The sequence below is a fragment of the Paraburkholderia fynbosensis genome (genome assembly GCF_902859935.1).
Classification (GTDB): domain Bacteria; phylum Pseudomonadota; class Gammaproteobacteria; order Burkholderiales; family Burkholderiaceae; genus Paraburkholderia; species Paraburkholderia fynbosensis.
Genome location: NZ_CADIKI010000002.1, coordinates 14980 through 31607, shown reverse-complemented (window position 1 = coordinate 31607; position 16628 = coordinate 14980). Strand labels below are relative to the sequence as shown.

At 63.7% G+C, this 16628-nt stretch carries 13 protein-coding genes; 1 reads left to right on the top strand and 12 read right to left on the bottom strand.

The window, feature by feature from the left end:
- Window positions 1-148 precede the first annotated feature (148 nt).
- Window positions 149-2965 (bottom strand): preprotein translocase subunit SecA, encoded by a 2817-nt coding sequence (gene secA / locus HV770_RS03085; RefSeq protein ID WP_175158056.1) that lies wholly within the window; start codon window positions 2963-2965, stop codon window positions 149-151.
- Between the two features lie 290 nt (window positions 2966-3255).
- Here secA and HV770_RS03080 point away from each other — a divergent pair, with 290 nt between their 5' ends.
- Entirely contained in the window at window positions 3256-3741 is a 486-nt protein-coding gene (locus HV770_RS03080; protein WP_175158055.1) for a DciA family protein, read from the top strand.
- Between the two features lie 66 nt (window positions 3742-3807).
- On the opposite strand, the gene lpxC is transcribed toward HV770_RS03080, so the two are convergent.
- From lpxC to mraY, 11 genes are all read right to left on the bottom strand, one after another.
- Window positions 3808-4725, bottom strand: coding sequence for a UDP-3-O-acyl-N-acetylglucosamine deacetylase (lpxC, locus tag HV770_RS03075; protein ID WP_175158054.1), 918 nt, complete (start codon window positions 4723-4725; stop codon window positions 3808-3810).
- Window positions 4726-5014: 289 nt separating this feature from the next.
- Entirely contained in the window at window positions 5015-5518 is a 504-nt protein-coding gene (locus tag HV770_RS03070; protein ID WP_168665842.1) for a peroxiredoxin, read from the bottom strand.
- 255 nt (window positions 5519-5773) lie between these two features.
- Window positions 5774-6976, bottom strand: a complete 1203-nt coding sequence (gene ftsZ, locus HV770_RS03065) for a cell division protein FtsZ (protein WP_175158053.1) — start codon at window positions 6974-6976, stop codon at window positions 5774-5776.
- 157 nt (window positions 6977-7133) lie between these two features.
- Window positions 7134-8366, bottom strand: a complete 1233-nt coding sequence (ftsA, locus tag HV770_RS03060) for a cell division protein FtsA (protein WP_007180311.1) — start codon at window positions 8364-8366, stop codon at window positions 7134-7136.
- 27 nt (window positions 8367-8393) lie between these two features.
- Window positions 8394-9146, bottom strand: coding sequence for a cell division protein FtsQ/DivIB (locus HV770_RS03055; protein ID WP_175158052.1), 753 nt, complete (start codon window positions 9144-9146; stop codon window positions 8394-8396).
- 24 nt (window positions 9147-9170) lie between these two features.
- Window positions 9171-10112, bottom strand: a complete 942-nt coding sequence (locus HV770_RS03050) for a D-alanine--D-alanine ligase (RefSeq protein ID WP_175158051.1) — start codon at window positions 10110-10112, stop codon at window positions 9171-9173.
- A 1-nt stretch (window position 10113) separates the two neighbouring features.
- The gene (gene murC, locus HV770_RS03045) at window positions 10114-11517 is read right to left on the bottom strand and encodes a UDP-N-acetylmuramate--L-alanine ligase (RefSeq protein ID WP_175158050.1); all 1404 of its coding nucleotides are present in this window, start codon (window positions 11515-11517) and stop codon (window positions 10114-10116) included.
- Complete coding sequence (gene murG / locus HV770_RS03040; protein ID WP_175158049.1) at window positions 11514-12632, bottom strand: undecaprenyldiphospho-muramoylpentapeptide beta-N-acetylglucosaminyltransferase; 1119 nt, start codon at window positions 12630-12632, stop codon at window positions 11514-11516. The genes murC and murG overlap by 4 nt, the downstream gene beginning before the upstream one ends.
- The gene (ftsW, locus tag HV770_RS03035; RefSeq protein ID WP_175158048.1) at window positions 12629-13906 is read right to left on the bottom strand and encodes a putative lipid II flippase FtsW; all 1278 of its coding nucleotides are present in this window, start codon (window positions 13904-13906) and stop codon (window positions 12629-12631) included. The genes murG and ftsW overlap by 4 nt, the downstream gene beginning before the upstream one ends.
- Window positions 13903-15417: a UDP-N-acetylmuramoyl-L-alanine--D-glutamate ligase gene (murD, locus tag HV770_RS03030; protein ID WP_175158047.1), complete on the bottom strand. Its 1515-nt coding sequence runs from the start codon at window positions 15415-15417 to the stop codon at window positions 13903-13905. The genes ftsW and murD overlap by 4 nt, the downstream gene beginning before the upstream one ends.
- Window positions 15418-15447: 30 nt before the next feature.
- Complete coding sequence (gene mraY / locus HV770_RS03025) at window positions 15448-16617, bottom strand: phospho-N-acetylmuramoyl-pentapeptide-transferase (protein ID WP_095418165.1); 1170 nt, start codon at window positions 16615-16617, stop codon at window positions 15448-15450.
- Window positions 16618-16628 lie beyond the last annotated feature (11 nt).

The following is a 16628-nucleotide window of genomic DNA, read 5'->3' as shown; positions in this document are numbered from 1 at the left end:
TCGCGACCTGTCGAAGAAAATGCCGGCAGGCGCCGGCATCGAGGAAACGGAACTGATGGCCCGGGCAGGTTGCCGAGCCACCGCGAAATCAACAGCAAAGCGCTGCGTAAAACGACGCGGCGCGCTCAGGAGCGCGCCGCTTTCGGCATCAGACGATCTTGCCGTGGCACTGCTTGTACTTCTTGCCGCTGCCGCACGGGCAGGGATCGTTGCGGCCGACCTTCGGCACGTTGTCCGCGCCGAAATTCACCGTCGCTGGCGACGCCGCACCGTGGCCGTGGCTCATCGCGTCGCCGATCATCGCAGCGGTGGCCGCTTCGGCGGCGACCGGCGCTGCGGCCGCAGCTTCGGCGAACTCGGCGTGGCGAAACTCGACGTTCTCGAGATGGCTGCCCTGCTCTTCCAGTTGTTCGGCCGCCTCTTCCAACTGTTCGGGCGACTGGATCTGCACGTTCATTACCACGCGGGTGACTTCGAGCTTCACTGCGTCGAGCATCGCGGCGAACAGTTCGAACGCTTCGCGCTTGTATTCCTGCTTCGGGTTCTTCTGCGCATAGCCGCGCAGATGGATGCCCTGGCGCAGATGGTCGAGCGCGGCCAGATGTTCGCGCCAACTACGGTCCAACGTTTGCAACATGATCGAGCGTTCGAACGCGCTGAACGATTCGCGGCCGACCAGTTCGACCTTCGCCTCGTACGCTTCGTCGGCGGCGGCTTCGACCGCTTCGAGAATCTCGTCCGCGCTGATCGAGTTCGACTCGTTGATCATTTCCTGGATCGCGAGGTCGAGCTGCCATTCGTTGCGCAGCACTTCCTCGAGCTCGGGCACGTCCCACTGCTCTTCGATGCTGCCCGCCGGCACGAACTGGTGAACGATGTCGGCGACCACGCCATGACGCATCGCGCCGATGGTCTCGGTGATGTCGTTCGCTTCGAGCAATTCATTGCGCTGCTGATAGATCACCTTGCGCTGATCGTTCGACACATCGTCGTATTCGAGCAATTGCTTGCGAACGTCGAAGTTGCGCGCTTCGACCTTGCGCTGCGCCGATTCGATCGAGCGCGACACGATGCCCGCTTCGATCGCCTCGCCTTCCGGCATCTTCAGGCGATCCATGATCGCGCGCACACGGTCGCCCGCGAAAATGCGCAGCAGCGGATCTTCCAGCGACAGATAGAAGCGCGACGAACCCGGATCGCCCTGACGGCCGGCGCGGCCGCGCAACTGGTTGTCGATGCGGCGCGATTCGTGACGCTCGGTGCCGATGATGTGCAGACCGCCCGCGGCCTTCACCTGATCGTGCAGCGCCTGCCACTCGTCGTGCAGCTTCTGGATGCGGCGCTGTTTCTCGTCGTCGGACAGCGTCTCGTCCTGCTCGATGAACGACGCCTGCTTTTCCGCATTGCCGCCAAGCACGATGTCGGTACCACGGCCCGCCATGTTGGTGGCGATCGTGATGCGCTTCGGGCGGCCCGCTTCGGCGACGATCTCGGCTTCACGCGCGTGCTGCTTCGCGTTCAGCACTTCGTGCGGCAGACCGGCCTGCTTCAGCAGATGCGAGAGCAGCTCGGAGTTCTCGATCGACGTCGTGCCGACCAGCACCGGCTGACCGCGCTCGTAGCACTCGCGAATGTCGCGGATCACCGCGTCGTAGCGCTCCTTGGCGGTCTTGTAAATCTGATCCTGCTTGTCGAGCCGCTTGGGCGGCCGGTTGGTCGGGATCACGACCGTTTCGAGACCGTAAATCTCGTTGAATTCGTACGCTTCGGTATCGGCTGTGCCGGTCATGCCGGCCAGCTTCGCGTACATGCGGAAGTAGTTCTGGAACGTGATCGATGCGAGCGTCTGATTCTCGCTCTGGATCTTCACGTGTTCCTTCGCTTCCACTGCCTGGTGCAAGCCGTCCGACCAGCGGCGGCCCGCCATCAGACGACCGGTGAATTCATCGACGATCACCACTTCGTTGTTCTGCACGACGTAGTGCTGATCCTTGAAGAACAGCGTGTGCGCGCGCAGTGCCGCGTACACGTGGTGCATCAGCGTGATGTTCTGCGGTGCGTACAGGCTTTCGGCCTCGCCAATCAGGCCCCACTCGGCGAGCAGGCGCTCGGCCTTTTCGTGGCCCGACTCGGTCAGGAACACCTGACGGCCCTTCTCGTCCAGCGTATAGTCGCCCGGCTTTTCGACGCCGGTGCCGTCCGCCTTCTCTTCACCGATCTGGCGTTCGAGCAGCGGCGGCAGCGCATTCATGCGCACATAGAGTTCGGTGTGATCTTCGGCTTGGCCGGAGATGATCAGCGGCGTACGCGCTTCGTCGATCAGGATCGAGTCAACCTCGTCGACCACCGCGAAGTTGAGGGCTCGCTGCACGCGCGCTTCGGTCTCGTAGACCATGTTGTCGCGCAGGTAGTCAAAGCCGAATTCGTTGTTCGTGCCGTACGTGATGTCGGCGGCGTAAGCTGCCTGCTTCGCTTCGTGGTCCATCTGCGACAGGTTGATGCCGACCGACAAACCGAGGAAGTTGTACAGACGCGCCATCCATTCGGCGTCGCGCTGAGCGAGGTAGTCGTTGACCGTGACCACGTGGACGCCGCGGCCCGACAGCGCGTTCAGGTACACCGGCAGCGTGGCGACGAGCGTCTTGCCTTCGCCAGTGCGCATTTCGCCGATCTTGCCGTAGTGCAGGACCATGCCGCCGATCAGTTGCACGTCGAAGTGGCGCATTTTCAGCACCCGCTTGCTGGCCTCGCGGCACACGGCAAACGCTTCGGGCAGCAGCTTGTCGAGCGATTCGCCGCTCGCGACGCGCTGGCGGAATTCACCCGTTTTGGCGCGCAGTTGATCGTCCGTCAATTGCTCGATCTGCGGTTCGAGCGCATTGATCGCCGCGACGGTCTTTTGATATTGCTTGACTAACCGCTGGTTGCGGCTGCCAAAAATCTTTTGTAGAAAACCGGTGGTCATCGGATCGGTGTCTGCGTCGCGGCTTCGGCTGGGTCACGGCGTGTTGTTCAGGCACGCGCGCTCCGGGGTCGGAAGGGCCTCGGCGGCTTAGTCCAAGAGTGAATTCGAATCGGGCATTTTAGCACGCGCCCCCGGCAGCGCCTGTGTCAGAGCCGCGACGGCAGCAAGGCATCTGAAGCCCGCCGCAGCGATCTTTGACAGCACGCATCGAGACGGGCTCGCGGGCATCCCGCACGGTACAATCGCAGCGTGGACGCGCATCGGGTGCGAACACGCCGCTACCGTCAAACATGAGCCGTTTTCCGTCCTTTTCAAGGCCGCCGCCCCAGCAGTTCAAGGCGCGCCGCCCCCAGCCTGTCGCCGAGGTGCTCAATCGCACGGACGCCTTCGCGGCCCTGCGCGCGGGCGTCGAGCAGATCGCCGCGCTGGAAAAGGATCTGCGTGCGCTGCTGCCCGATTATCTGGCGACGAGCGTTGAGCCGGGCTTCATCAAGGACGGCGTGCTGGCCCTCTTTGCTGCGCACAATGCGCTCGCCGCGCGGCTGCGGCATCTGGAGCCGCGGCTACTGGCGGACCTGCAGCAGCGCGGCTGGCCGGTCAATGCGCTGAGAATTCGGGTGCGGCCGCAGCCGGTCAAAGCGCCCCCGCCGGTCAAGCAGGCGCGCATGACGCCGACCGGCGCCGACGCACTGTATGCGCTCTCCGAGTCGCTCGCGCCGTCCCCGCTCCAGGAAGCGCTGGCGAGAATGGCGGCAAGGCATCGAAGAAATCGCTGAACGAAAAAAAACGGCCCGCGTGGGCCGTTTTTTATGCACTTGCTTCCGCGTGATCAAACAAAGGCGTCATGCGAATGCCGTTTGCGTTTCGTACGCGAAGCCGCGTGGTGCTTTCTGCGTGTCTTCGAACGTGACGATTTCGTACGAGTCTTCATGCGCCAGCAACTCGCGCAGCAGTGCGTTGTTCAGGCCGTGACCCGACTTGTACGCGTTGTACGACGCCAGCAACGGATGACCGACCACATACAGGTCGCCGATCGCGTCGAGCATCTTGTGCTTCACGAACTCGTCGTCGTAGCGCAGGCCGTCGTTGTTCAGAATGCGGTATTCGTCGAGCACGATCGCGTTGTCCATGCTGCCGCCGCGTGCCAGACCCAGTTCGCGCATCATTTCCACTTCATGCGCAAAACCGAACGTGCGGGCACGCGCGATTTCGCGCACGTACGACGTGTTGGCGAAATCCACTTCCAGCGCCTGGCCGGTCTTGTCAACGGCCGGGTGACGGAAGTCGATCGTGAACTTCAGCTTGAAACCGAAGTAGGGATCGAGGCGCGCAAACTTGTCGCCGTCGCTAATTTCGACCGGCTTCGTGACCTTGATGAATTTCTTCGCCGCGTTCTGCTCTTCGATACCCGCGGACTGGATCAGGAACACGAACGAACCGGCACTGCCGTCCATGATCGGAATTTCTTCGGCGGTGACGTCGACGTAAAGATTGTCGATGCCGAGACCGGCGCAGGCGGACATCAGGTGCTCGATGGTCGACACGCGCGCGCCATCTTTTTGCAACACGGAAGCGAGACGCGTATCGCCAATCGCCATCGCCGACGCCGGGATGTCCACCGGCGTGGGCAGATCCACGCGCGAAAACACGATGCCAGTGTCCGGCGCCGCCGGGCGGAGCGTCAGGTTGACTTTACGGCCGGAGTGCAGCCCGATGCCAACTGTCTTGACGATTGATTTGATAGTGCGCTGCTTCAACATGGTGATCTTCTATTCGATTGAAAATCCCAATCGGGACTTTTTATTCCATAGCGCGAAGTATACTCCAATACCCTAAGGAGCGTCGCTGCGCGGAACGTATCAATCTGTTTCGCGGCATTACCCAATGGGCGCCCGTCAGGGAAAGCGTGACGGGCCGATGTCCGGAACGGAGGCGTTTCCGGTCATCGGCCCGCGTAACGGCCTGTCACAAAAGCGTCTTATCCACCGTTGCCCTGCCGCAACGCGGCACATCCGCGCAGAGGAGAGGCGAAGGCGCGACGCCGCGCAACTAGCTCAACGTGGCGAGAATACTCCCTGCATCGCTGACTTCGAATTTGCCGGCAGCCTCGACGTTCAACGTCTTGACCACGCCGTCGTCGACCACCATCGCGTAGCGCTGGGAACGGATTCCCATGCCGCGCGCCGACAAATCCTGCTCGAGACCGAGCGCCCGTGTGAAAGCCGCACTGCCGTCCGCCATCATGCGCACCTTGCCCGAGGCGTGCTGATCGCGTCCCCACGCGCCCATTACGAACGCGTCGTTGACGGACACGCACCAGATCTCGTCGATGCCAAGAGCGCGCAACTGCCCGGCGTGCTCGACATAACCCGGTACATGTTTGGCCGAACAGGTCGGCGTGAACGCGCCCGGCAATCCGAAAATCACCACGCGCTTACCCGCCGTCTGCTCGCGCACGCTGAAGCTGTTCGGCCCCAACGTGCAGCCCGCCCGCTCGTCTTCGATAAACTCGAAAAGCGTTGCGTCGGGCAGCTTGTCACCTGCTTGAATCATGCTCAGTCCTTTGCATCGATGCGAAGCACGCTCGCACGTTCTCGTGTCGCAGTGAAATCCGGCTGGGCCTTAACGTACTACTGGCTCCGCCGTTCGGCGACAGTCGCCCAATCCGCTTCGCGAATCCGAAGAGGGCACTTTTCCTGCCGCGAATCTGAACGATACGCGGCCTGTTCGCTGTTCACCCGCCACGCTCGTGCATTCGTCGGCCAGCGCTGCTAAAGACAGCGCGGCAACGAAAGCCTGCTCGCGCGCTCAGTCCGCCTGCTTGCGCAGGAATGCCGGAATGTCGTACGTGTCGACGCCCTTTTCCTGCAACGCCTGCACGTGCGACGCGGCCGTATCGCGCGAGGTGCGCCACACTGCCGGCGTGTCCAGCGCGCCGTAATCGGCCGTGCTCGCGTGCGACGCCGACGGAGCATGCGCTGCGTGCTGCATCCCGCCGATCGGCTGGTTGTCGGTACCGGTGCGCAGGAGCGTCATCGGTGCCGATTGCTGCTTCTTCGCCGCACGGCCCAGACCCGTTGCCACGACCGTCACGCGCAGCGCGTCGCCCATCGCATCGTCGTACACCGCGCCGAAGATCACGGTTGCGTCTTCTGCAGCATAGCTCTTGATCGTGTTCATCACTTCGCGCGTTTCCGACAGACGCAGCGAACGGCTCGACGTGATGTTGACCAGCACGCCACGCGCACCCGACAGATCCACGCCTTCCAGCAGCGGGCTGGCAACGGCCTGCTCGGCGGCCAGCCGCGCGCGATCGACGCCGGCAACCGTCGCCGTGCCCATCATCGCCTTGCCCTGCTCGCCCATCACCGTCTTCACGTCTTCGAAGTCGACGTTCACCAGACCGTCGACGTTGATGATTTCCGCGATGCCGGCCACTGCGTTGTTCAGCACATCGTCCGCGCACTGGAAGCACTTGTCCATCTCGGCGTCGTCGCCCATCACCTCGAACAGCTTGTCGTTCAGAACGACGATCAGCGAATCGACGTGATCCTCCAGTTGCTGCGAACCGGCTTCAGCGACGCGCATGCGCTTGCCGCCTTCGAACTCGAACGGCTTGCTGACCACACCGACGGTCAGGATGCCCATTTCCTTGGCGATCTGCGCGACCACCGGTGCTGCACCCGTGCCCGTGCCGCCGCCCATCCCGGCCGTGATGAAGACCATGTGTGCGCCACGCAATGCGTCGGCGATGCGCTCACGTGCTTCTTCGGCTGCGGCGCGGCCCATTTCCGGCTTGGCGCCGGCGCCCAGACCCGTATTGCCGAGCTGGATCACCGCGGTGGCGCGCGAACGCGACAGTGCCTGCGCGTCCGTGTTCATCACGATGAAGTCGACGCCTTGCACGCCTTTGTTGATCATGTGCTGAACGGCATTGCCGCCAGCGCCACCTACTCCGACCACCTTGATGATGGTGCCGTTCGTTTCGGTTTCCAGCATCTGGAATTCCATGTTGCCTCCGTCAAGATAAAAAATTACAGCCACTCGGCCGTTATTCGGCAGGAGATCGGGCAACCGCCTGTCGCGCGCCGGCCGCCGGCACCAGCGCGTATTTTTTAGAACCCGTTCGAAACCCGTTCAGCGAAATCTGTGCAGCAAAACCGTTGCGTCAGAAGTTCCCGAGGAACCAGTCCTTCATGCGCGTGAACACCTGTCCCATCGAGCCCGATTGCACCGCGACCTTGCGGCCACGCATGCGTTGCGAGCGTCCTTCGACAAGCAGGCCCATTGCCGTCGAATAGCGCGGATTGCGCACGACGTCGGCGAGACCGCCCGCGTATTCCGGCACGCCGATGCGCACCGGCTTCAGGAAAATGTCTTCACCCAATTCGACCATGCCGAGCATCATCGACGCGCCGCCGGTCAGCACCACCCCGGAGCTCAGCAGTTCCTCGTAACCCGACTCGCGCACCACCTGCTGCACGAGCGAAAACAGTTCTTCGACGCGCGGCTCGACCACCGCCGCCAGCGCCTGGCGCGACAGCGTGCGTGGACCGCGCTCGCCGAGACCCGGCACTTCGATCATCTCGTCCGGATCGGCCAAGGCCTGCTTGGCGATGCCGTAATCGACCTTGATGTCTTCGGCGTCCGGCGTCGGCGTGCGCAAGGCCATCGCGATGTCGCTCGTGATCTGATCGCCGGCAATTGGAATCACGGCCGTATGACGGATCGCGCCTTCGCTGAAAATCGCAATATCCGTCGTGCCGCCGCCGATATCGACCAGCACCACGCCGAGTTCCTTCTCGTCTTCCGTCAGCACCGCGAGCGACGACGCGAGCGGCTGCAGAATCAGATCGTTCACTTCGAGCCCGCAACGGCGCACGCACTTGACGATGTTCTGCGCCGCGCTCACCGCGCCGGTGACGATGTGCACCTTTACTTCGAGGCGGATGCCGCTCATGCCGATCGGCTCGCGCACATCTTCCTGACCGTCGATGATGAATTCCTGCGTCAGGATATGCAGCACCTGCTGATCGGTCGGGATGTTGATCGCTTTCGCCGTTTCGATCACACGCGCGACGTCCGTCTGCGTGACTTCCTTCTCCTTGATCGCCACCATGCCGCTCGAATTGAAGCTGCGGATATGGCTGCCGGCGATCCCGGTGAACACATTCGTGATCTTGCAGTCGGCCATCAGCTCGGCTTCTTCGAGCGCGCGCTGAATCGACTGCACGGTGGCTTCGATATTCACCACCACGCCTTTCTTGAGCCCCTTCGATTCGCTCTGGCCGAGGCCGATCACCTCGTAGTGACCTTCGCCCTTCAACTCGGCGACGATGGCCACGACCTTCGACGTCCCGATGTCGAGGGCGACCAGCAGATCTTTATAGTCTTTACTCATAGCGTGCTCATTGCGTGTGATGTCCGTTTACTTCTTGCCCTTGTCGGGTTCGCTGATAAAGCGCATGCCAGCCGCGCGAATCGCGAAACCGTTCGGATAGCGCAAGTCCGCATACTCGATATCCTTTCCCCAACGTTGCGTCACCGCGCCCCACGCCGCCGTCAGGCGCTTGCTGCGATCGAGCAGCGTGTCCTGATTGCGTTCGCGTCCAAGTTCAACCTGCGTGCCGTTCGACAGCTTCACCGTCCACGCGTAGCGCGGCGACAGCGTCACTTCGTCCGGCGTCGCGCCCAACGGCGCAAACCACTTCTGGAAGTCGTGATAACGCGCGACCACCTCTTTTGCCGTGCCGTCCGGGCCGTCGAACGCGGGCAGATCTTGTTCCAGCTCGCCCTGATTCGCGGTGAACAGCTCGCCGTCGACGCTGACCAGCTGATCGCTGCCCCATGTTCCCAGCGGTTTGTACTCCTCGAGCGTGACAGCCAGCGCATTCGGCCAGACCCGCCGCACGCTCGCGTGACGCACCCACGGCATCTGCTCGAACGCCTGCCGCGCGACGTCGAGATCGACCGTGAAAAAGTTGCCCTTCAACCGCCCCACTACACCGGCGCGCACCGTCGGCGAATTGATGTGCTCGGTGTCGCCATCGATCTGGATTTCGCGCAGCGCGAAATTCGGGCGCTGGATCAGCCAGTAACCGCCCGCCGCCAGCAGCACGAGCACCAGCAACGCATGCAATGCGTTGGTGGCGAGATTGAGCTGGCGAACGTTGTTCCACATGGTGTTGCTTTCGGGTCGCCCCGGTTAATCCTGCAGCGTCAGCGCCAACACGCCGACAACCAGTTCCTGATAGCTGATGCCCACTGCGCGCGCCGCTTTCGGCGGCAGCGAGTGATCGGTCATCCCAGGCGCCGTGTTCACTTCCAGAAAGTACGGATTGCCCTCGCCGTCGAGCATGAAATCGGCGCGGCCCCAGTCGGTGCAGCCGAGCACGTCGAACGCCCGGCGCGCCAGCACTTTCAGGCGCGCTTCCTCGTGCGCCGCCAGACCGCACGGAATCAGATACTGCGTGTCGTTGGCGATGTACTTCGCGTGATAGTCGTAGAATTCGCCGGCCGGCACGATGCGGATCACCGGCAGGTCCAGGTCGCCCGCGATGCACGCGGTGTATTCGCCGCCGCCTTCGATGCTCTTTTCGACCACGACGATCCTGTCGTACTTCACCGCTTCGATCAGCGCGGCCGGCAATGCGTCCGCGCTCTTCACCTTGATCACCGCGACGCTCGACCCTTCGCTCGCCGGCTTCACGAAGAGCGGCAAGCCGAGCTTCGCGACGATGTCTTTCGCGCGCGCCGCGTAGTCGTCGCCGTGCAGCACTGTTTCGAACGGCGGCGTCGGAATGCCGAGCTGCTGCCACACGAGCTTGGTGCGGAACTTGTCGAGACCCAACGCCGAGCCGAGCACGCCGCTGCCGGTGTACTTGATGCCGTAAAAGTCGAGCGCGCCCTGAATCTGGCCGTTCTCGCCGTAGCCGCCATGCAGCGCGTTGAACGCGCGCACGAAGCCTTCTTCCTTCAACGCGGCGAGCGGGCGCTCGGCCGGATCGAACGGATGCGCGTCGACGCCGGCGTCGCGCAGGCCCTGCAACACGAGCCGTCCGGAGTTGAGCGATACCTCGCGCTCGGCGGAATCTCCACCGAGCAGCACTGCCACTTTGCCGAATTGTTTAGGGTCGATACTGCTCATCTCACACCTTCAGTTCCTGCGCGAGGCGACCCGGCACACCGCCGATCGAACCCGCGCCCATCGTAATCACCACATCGCCGTCGCGCACCACTGCTGCGAGCGCGCCCGGCACTTCATCCACCGTATCGACAAACACCGGCTCGACCTTGCCCGCCACTCGCAGCGCGCGCGCTAACGCACGGCCGTCCGCGGCGACGATCGGCGCTTCGCCGGCCGAATAGACTTCGGTCAGCACGAGCGCATCGACGGTCGACAACACCTTCACGAAATCCTCGAAGCAATCGCGCGTGCGCGTGAAGCGGTGCGGCTGGAACGCGAGCACCAGACGACGGCCCGGGAATGCGCCGCGCGCCGCCGCCACCGTGGCGGCCATCTCGACCGGGTGGTGACCGTAGTCGTCGACCAGCGTATAAGCGCCCGCGACCTCGCCCCCGGTTGCAACCGGTACTTCGCCGTAGCGCTGGAAGCGCCGGCCCACGCCGTTGAAATCCGCGAGCGCTCGCTGGATATCGGCATCTTTCACTTCGAGTTCAGTCGCGATCGCAATCGCCGCCAGCGCGTTCTGCACGTTGTGCTCACCGGGCAGGTTCAGCACGATGTCGAGCGGCGCCGCGTCTTCGCGCATCGCGGTGAAATGCATCTTGCCGTCGCGCGCCTCTACGTTCACCGCGCGCACTTGCGCGTCCGGCGCGAGACCGTAACGGATGATCGGCTTCGACACGAACGGCAGAATCTCCTTCACGTTCGGATCGTCGACGCACAGCACCGCGATGCCGTAGAACGGCAGACGGTGCGTGAACTCGATGAACGCCTGCTTGAGCCGCGCGAAGTCGTGGCCGTAGGTGTCCATGTGATCGGCGTCGATGTTCGTGATGACCTCGATCACCGGAAACAGGTTCAGGAACGACGCGTCCGATTCGTCCGCTTCGGCGACGATGAAGTCGCCCGTGCCGAGTCGCGCATTCGCGCCCGCGCTGATGAGCCGCCCGCCGATCACGAAGGTCGGATCGAGCCCGCCCGCGGCCAGCACGCTCGCCACCAGCGAAGTGGTCGTGGTCTTGCCGTGCGTGCCGGCAATCGCGATGCCCTGCTTCAGGCGCATCAGTTCCGCGAGCATCACCGCGCGCGGCACGATCGGAATGCGGCGATGACGCGCGGCCAGCACTTCGGGGTTGTCGCTGCGCACTGCCGTGGAAACCACCACCGCGTTCGCGCCTTCGATGTTCTCGGCCGCGTGACCGATCGCAATGCGCGCGCCGAGCGCGGCGAGGCGATCCGTGATTGCGTTGCTCGACAGATCCGAGCCGCTTACCTGATAGCCCAGGTTGACCAGCACCTCCGCGATGCCGCTCATGCCGACACCGCCGATGCCGACAAAGTGGATGTGTTTGACGATATGTTTCATTGCTTTCCTTCTGGGCTCGCGCCCGAAATCGAACCCGCCACGGTCGCGCAAATCTGCGCGACCTGCTCCGTGGCGTCGGGTTTCGCGAGCGAGCGCGAACGCTCCGCCATTTCCGCGAGCGTTTCGCGCGTCTGGCTGCGCAACCAGTCGGCGAGTGTGTCCGCCGACAGGTCACGTTGCTGCACGACTAGCGCCGCGCCGTTATCGGCGAGAAACGCTGCATTGGTGGTCTGGTGATCGTCTACTGCATAGGGGAACGGCACGAAAAACGCCGCCACGCCTACCGCCGAAATCTCCGACACCGTCATCGCGCCGGAGCGGCAAATCACGAGGTCGGCCTTCGCGTACGCACTCGTCATATCGTCGATGAACGGCACCAGTTCGAGCTCGGCTCCGCTTTGCAGACCCGCTGCCGCGTAGTTCTCGCGCAGCGCCTCGATATGCTTCGCACCCGCCTGATGCACGATGCGCGGCCGTTCGTTCGGCGCGAGCAGCGCGACCGCGCGCGGCACCACTTCGTTCAACGCCGCCGCGCCGAGACTGCCACCCACCACCAGCACATTCAGAGGACCCGTGCGTTGCGCGTAGCGTGCTTTGGGTGCAATCGCGCGCGCAAGTTCCTCACGAATCGGATTGCCGGTCCATTCACCGTGCGGCAGCGCATTCGGAAACGCAACCAGCACGCGTTTGGCGAGCTTCGCGAGCACCTTGTTGGCGAGACCCGCGATCGAATTCTGTTCATGCAGCACCAGCGGACGGCCGCTCAACGCGGTCATCAAGCCAGCCGGGAACGTGATGTAGCCGCCCATGCCGAGCACGACGTCCGGCTTCACGCGACGCAGCACGGAGAGGCTCTGCGTGCACGCGCGCAGCAGATTCAGCGGCAGCATCAGCTTGGTCTTCAGACCTTTGCCGCGCAGTCCGCCGAAGCGCACGTATTCCATCGGGATGCCGTGCTTCGGCACCAGCGTCGCTTCCATGCCCGCGGGGTTGCCGAGCCACACGACCTTCCAGCCCCACGCCTGCATCAGATGCGCGACCGCGAGCCCCGGGAAGACGTGTCCTCCGGTTCCACCGGCCATCACCATCAGCGTGCGTTGGTGGAGAGCGGTCATACTTTGCCCCCACGCATCAACACACGGTTCTCGTAATCCACGCGCATCAACACAGCGACCGCGACACAGTTCAGCAAAATTCCCGAGCCGCCGTAGCTCACGAGCGGTAGCGTGAGACCTTTAGTGGGCAGCAAGCCGAGATTCACACCCATGTTGATGAACGTCTGCGCGCCGAACCAGATGCCCACGCCCTTCGCGACGAGACCCGCGAACGTGCGGTCGAGTGCGAGCGCCTGACGGCCGATCTCGAACGAGCGGCGCACGATCCAGTAGAACATCAGGATCACGACCAGCACGCCGACGAACCCGAGTTCCTCGCCGATCACCGCGAGGATGAAGTCGGTATGCGCTTCCGGCAGATAGTTGAGCTTTTCGACGCTGCCGCCGAGCCCCACGCCGAACCATTCGCCACGCCCGAACGCGATCAGCGAGTGCGTCAATTGATAGGCCTTGCCCTGCGCGTAACGGTCGTCCCACGGATCGAGGTACGCGAAAATCCGCTCGCGACGCCACGGCGACGCCCACACCAGCAAGCTGAACGTGCCCACCGCCGTGGCGACGAGGCCGCCGAACAGCTTGCCGTTCACGCCGCCGAGGAACAGCACGCCCATGGCGATTGCCGCGATCACCATGAACGCGCCCATATCCGGTTCAAGCAGCAGCAACGCGCCGACGAGACCGACCGCGACCGCCATCGGCAGAAAGCCCTTGGCGAAGCTGTGCATGTATTCCTGCTTGCGCACCGTGTAATTCGCCGCGTAGATCGTCACCGCGAGCTTCATGATTTCCGACGGCTGCATGTTCGTGATGCCGAGCGGAATCCAGCGGCGCGCACCGTTCACGCCCTTGCCGACGTGTGGGATCAGCACGATCACGAGCGCGACGAGCGAGATCAGGAAGAGCTTCGGCGCGTACTTGTCCCACGTCGAGATCGGGATGCGGAACGACACGACGCCGACCACCGCGCCCATCGTCACGAAAATGATCTGGCGCACGAGGAACGCGTAGTCGCGATACGACGCGTACTTCGGCGAGTCGGGCATCGCGATCGACGCCGAATACACCATCACGACGCCGAGTCCGAGCAGTGCGACAACGACCCACAGCAGCGAGTGATCGTAGTCGAGCATCCGCGAACGCAGCGGACGCACGCCGTTGACGGCGCTCGCGAGCCCGCTGCCGCCCGTGCGGCCCGCCATGCGCGCCGCTCCGCCCGAGCCGCCCGCATCGCCGGCAGCCGCCTGGCGCGAACCGAAACGTTCCGACCAGCTCATATCATCGTCCCCCGTTCGGCCGCGATGTCTTCCACCGTGCTGCGAAACACGGCGGCACGGTGCGCATAACCCTTGAACATGTCGAAGCTCGCGCAAGCCGGCGAGAGCAGCACGGCGTCGCCCGGTTGGGCCAGCGCGGCGGCGGCACGCGTCGCTTCTTCGAGCGTGGCGTGATCGGTCATGGCGATGCCGCTGTGTTCGAGCGCCGCGCGAATCAGCGGCGCGTCACGGCCGATCAGCATCACCGCGCGGCACCAGCGCATCACCGGCGCGGCGAGCGGCTCGAACGCCTGGCCCTTGCCGTCGCCGCCGGCGATCAGCACCGCGCGCTGCGCGAGGCCGTCGAGCGCGGCCACCGTCGCACCGACATTGGTGCCCTTGCTGTCGTCCACGTAGTCGATACCGTCGATCGACGCAATCAACTCCACGCGGTGCGGCTCGCCATGGTATTCACGCAGACCGTGCAGCAACGGCGCGCCCGGCAAGCCAATCGCGCGCGCGAGCGCATACGCGGCCAGCGCGTTGGCGGCGTTGTGCAGGCCCCGGATGCGCAACGCGTCGGCGGGCATCAGACGCTTGAGCGCGATGTCGGGCGGGGTCGCCACTTCGTTCTTGCGACGGCGTTTCGGCGTGGGCTCATCGCTCGCGTCGCGATCGTGCGCTTCGACGAGCCAGATCATGCCGTTCTCGCGCAGCAAACCGTAGTCGCCGCCATTCTTCGGCTCGGTGACGCCAAAGGTGATCGTGTCCGCTTCGCTGTCGCCCGAAGGTGCGAGCGACATCACGCGCGAGTCATCGCGGTTCAGCACACGCACGGTCTGTGTACCGAAGATGCGGCCCTTCGCGGCGGCGTACGCATCGAGCCCGCCGTGCCAGTCGAGGTGGTCCTGCGTGATGTTCAACACGGCGGCCGCATCCGGCGAAAACGTGTGCGCGGTTTCCAGCTGGAAGCTCGACAGTTCGAGCACCCACACGTCGGGCAGCGCGGTGTGCTCGATCGCTTCGCTGAGCTTGTCGAGCAAGGCCGGGCTGATGTTGCCGGCCACCGCGACCTTCTTGCCGGCGCGCTCGCACAGCAGGCCAGTCAGGCTCGTGGTCGTGGTCTTGCCATTAGTGCCGGTGATCGCGATGACTTTCGGTGCGTAGCCGCTTTCGCCGAGCGTCTTCAACGCCTGCGAGAAGAATTCGAGTTCGCCCCACACGGGGATGCCCTGTTCGCGCGCCGCCGTGATCAGCGGCAACAGGTCGGCGGCGAGCGGCGAAAGGCCCGGGCTGATCGCGACCAGCTCCACCCCTTCGAGCAGCACGGGCGAAAACGGGCCGCCGACGAAATCGGCGTCGACGCCGTGCGCTTCCAGCGCGGACAGGTTCGGCGGCACTTCGCGCGTGTCGGCCACACGCAGCCGACAGCCGTGCCGCGCGCACCAGCGCGCCATCGCGAGACCGGATTCACCCAGTCCCAGCACGAGCACCATCGGCTTTTGCCGATCCCGAAACTTCTCGCCGAACATCGCTTGCTTTCCCTTAACTTCGACTATTGCTTAACGCAGCTTGAGCGTGGACAAACCAAACAGACACAACATCAACGTGATGATCCAGAAGCGCACGACCACCTGCGTTTCCTTCCATCCCGACAGTTCGAAATGGTGATGCAGCGGCGCCATCTTGAAGAGACGCCGCCCTTCGCCGAACCGGCGCTTGGTGAATTTGAACCACGTGACCTGCAACATCACGGAGAGCGTCTCCGCGACGAAAATGCCGCCCATGATGAACAGCACGATTTCCTGACGCACGATCACCGCGACCGTGCCGAGCGCGCCGCCGAGTGCGAGCGCGCCGACGTCGCCCATGAACATCTGCGCCGGGTGCGTGTTGAACCACAGGAACGCGAGCCCCGCGCCGCCCATCGCCGAACAGAAGATCAGCAATTCACCGGCACCGGCGATATGCGGAAACAGCAGGTACTTCGAATAGACCGAGCTGCCCATCACGTACGCAAACACGCCGAGCGATGCGCCGACCAGCACGACCGGCATGATCACGAGACCGTCGAGACCGTCGGTGAGATTGACCGCATTGCTCGCGCCGACGATCACCAGATACGTCAGCACGATGAAGCCCCATACGCCGAGCGGATAGCTGATCGACTTGACGAACGGCAGCATCAGGTCGGCGCGCGCGGGCAAGCCCATCGACAAGCCGCTGCGCACCCACGCCATGAACAGATCGAACACGCGCACATTGCTCGCTTCCGACACGCTGAACGCGAGATACACCGCCGCGAACAGACCGATCACCGACTGCCAGAAATACTTCTCGCGCGAGGACATGCCGCGCGGGTCCTTGTAGACCACCTTGCGATAATCGTCGACCCAGCCGATCACACCGAAACCGAACGTGACGAGCATCACGATCCAGATGAAACGGTTGGTCAGGTCGGCCCACAACAGCGTGGCCACGGCGATGCCGAGCAGAATCAGCACGCCGCCCATGGTCGGCGTGCCGGATTTGACGAGGTGAGTCTGCGGGCCGTCTTTGCGGACGGCCTGGCCGACCTTCATCGCGGTCAGCTTGCGAATCACGGCCGGGCCACAGACGAGCCCGATCAGCAGCGCGGTGATGGTCGCCATCACCGCACGGAAAGTCAGATAACTGAACACGCGCAAGAAGCTTGCGTCATTCTGCAGCCATTGCGCCAGCGCCAGTAGCATGCTTCGGTCCT

What these genes read in the sequence shown, in the direction of transcription:
- secA (WP_175158056.1), bottom strand. Translation starts at nt 2,965, where the DNA reads ATGACCACCGGTTTTCTACAAAAGATTTTTGGCAGCCGCAACCAGCGG.
- HV770_RS03080 (WP_175158055.1), top strand. Translation starts at nt 3,256, where the DNA reads ATGAGCCGTTTTCCGTCCTTTTCAAGGCCGCCGCCCCAGCAGTTCAAG.
- lpxC (WP_175158054.1), bottom strand. Translation starts at nt 4,725, where the DNA reads ATGTTGAAGCAGCGCACTATCAAATCAATCGTCAAGACAGTTGGCATC.
- HV770_RS03070 (WP_168665842.1), bottom strand. Translation starts at nt 5,518, where the DNA reads ATGATTCAAGCAGGTGACAAGCTGCCCGACGCAACGCTTTTCGAGTTT.
- ftsZ (WP_175158053.1), bottom strand. Translation starts at nt 6,976, where the DNA reads ATGGAATTCCAGATGCTGGAAACCGAAACGAACGGCACCATCATCAAG.
- ftsA (WP_007180311.1), bottom strand. Translation starts at nt 8,366, where the DNA reads ATGAGTAAAGACTATAAAGATCTGCTGGTCGCCCTCGACATCGGGACG.
- HV770_RS03055 (WP_175158052.1), bottom strand. Translation starts at nt 9,146, where the DNA reads ATGTGGAACAACGTTCGCCAGCTCAATCTCGCCACCAACGCATTGCAT.
- HV770_RS03050 (WP_175158051.1), bottom strand. Translation starts at nt 10,112, where the DNA reads ATGAGCAGTATCGACCCTAAACAATTCGGCAAAGTGGCAGTGCTGCTC.
- murC (WP_175158050.1), bottom strand. Translation starts at nt 11,517, where the DNA reads ATGAAACATATCGTCAAACACATCCACTTTGTCGGCATCGGCGGTGTC.
- murG (WP_175158049.1), bottom strand. Translation starts at nt 12,632, where the DNA reads ATGACCGCTCTCCACCAACGCACGCTGATGGTGATGGCCGGTGGAACC.
- ftsW (WP_175158048.1), bottom strand. Translation starts at nt 13,906, where the DNA reads ATGAGCTGGTCGGAACGTTTCGGTTCGCGCCAGGCGGCTGCCGGCGAT.
- murD (WP_175158047.1), bottom strand. Translation starts at nt 15,417, where the DNA reads ATGTTCGGCGAGAAGTTTCGGGATCGGCAAAAGCCGATGGTGCTCGTG.
- mraY (WP_095418165.1), bottom strand. Translation starts at nt 16,617, where the DNA reads ATGCTACTGGCGCTGGCGCAATGGCTGCAGAATGACGCAAGCTTCTTG.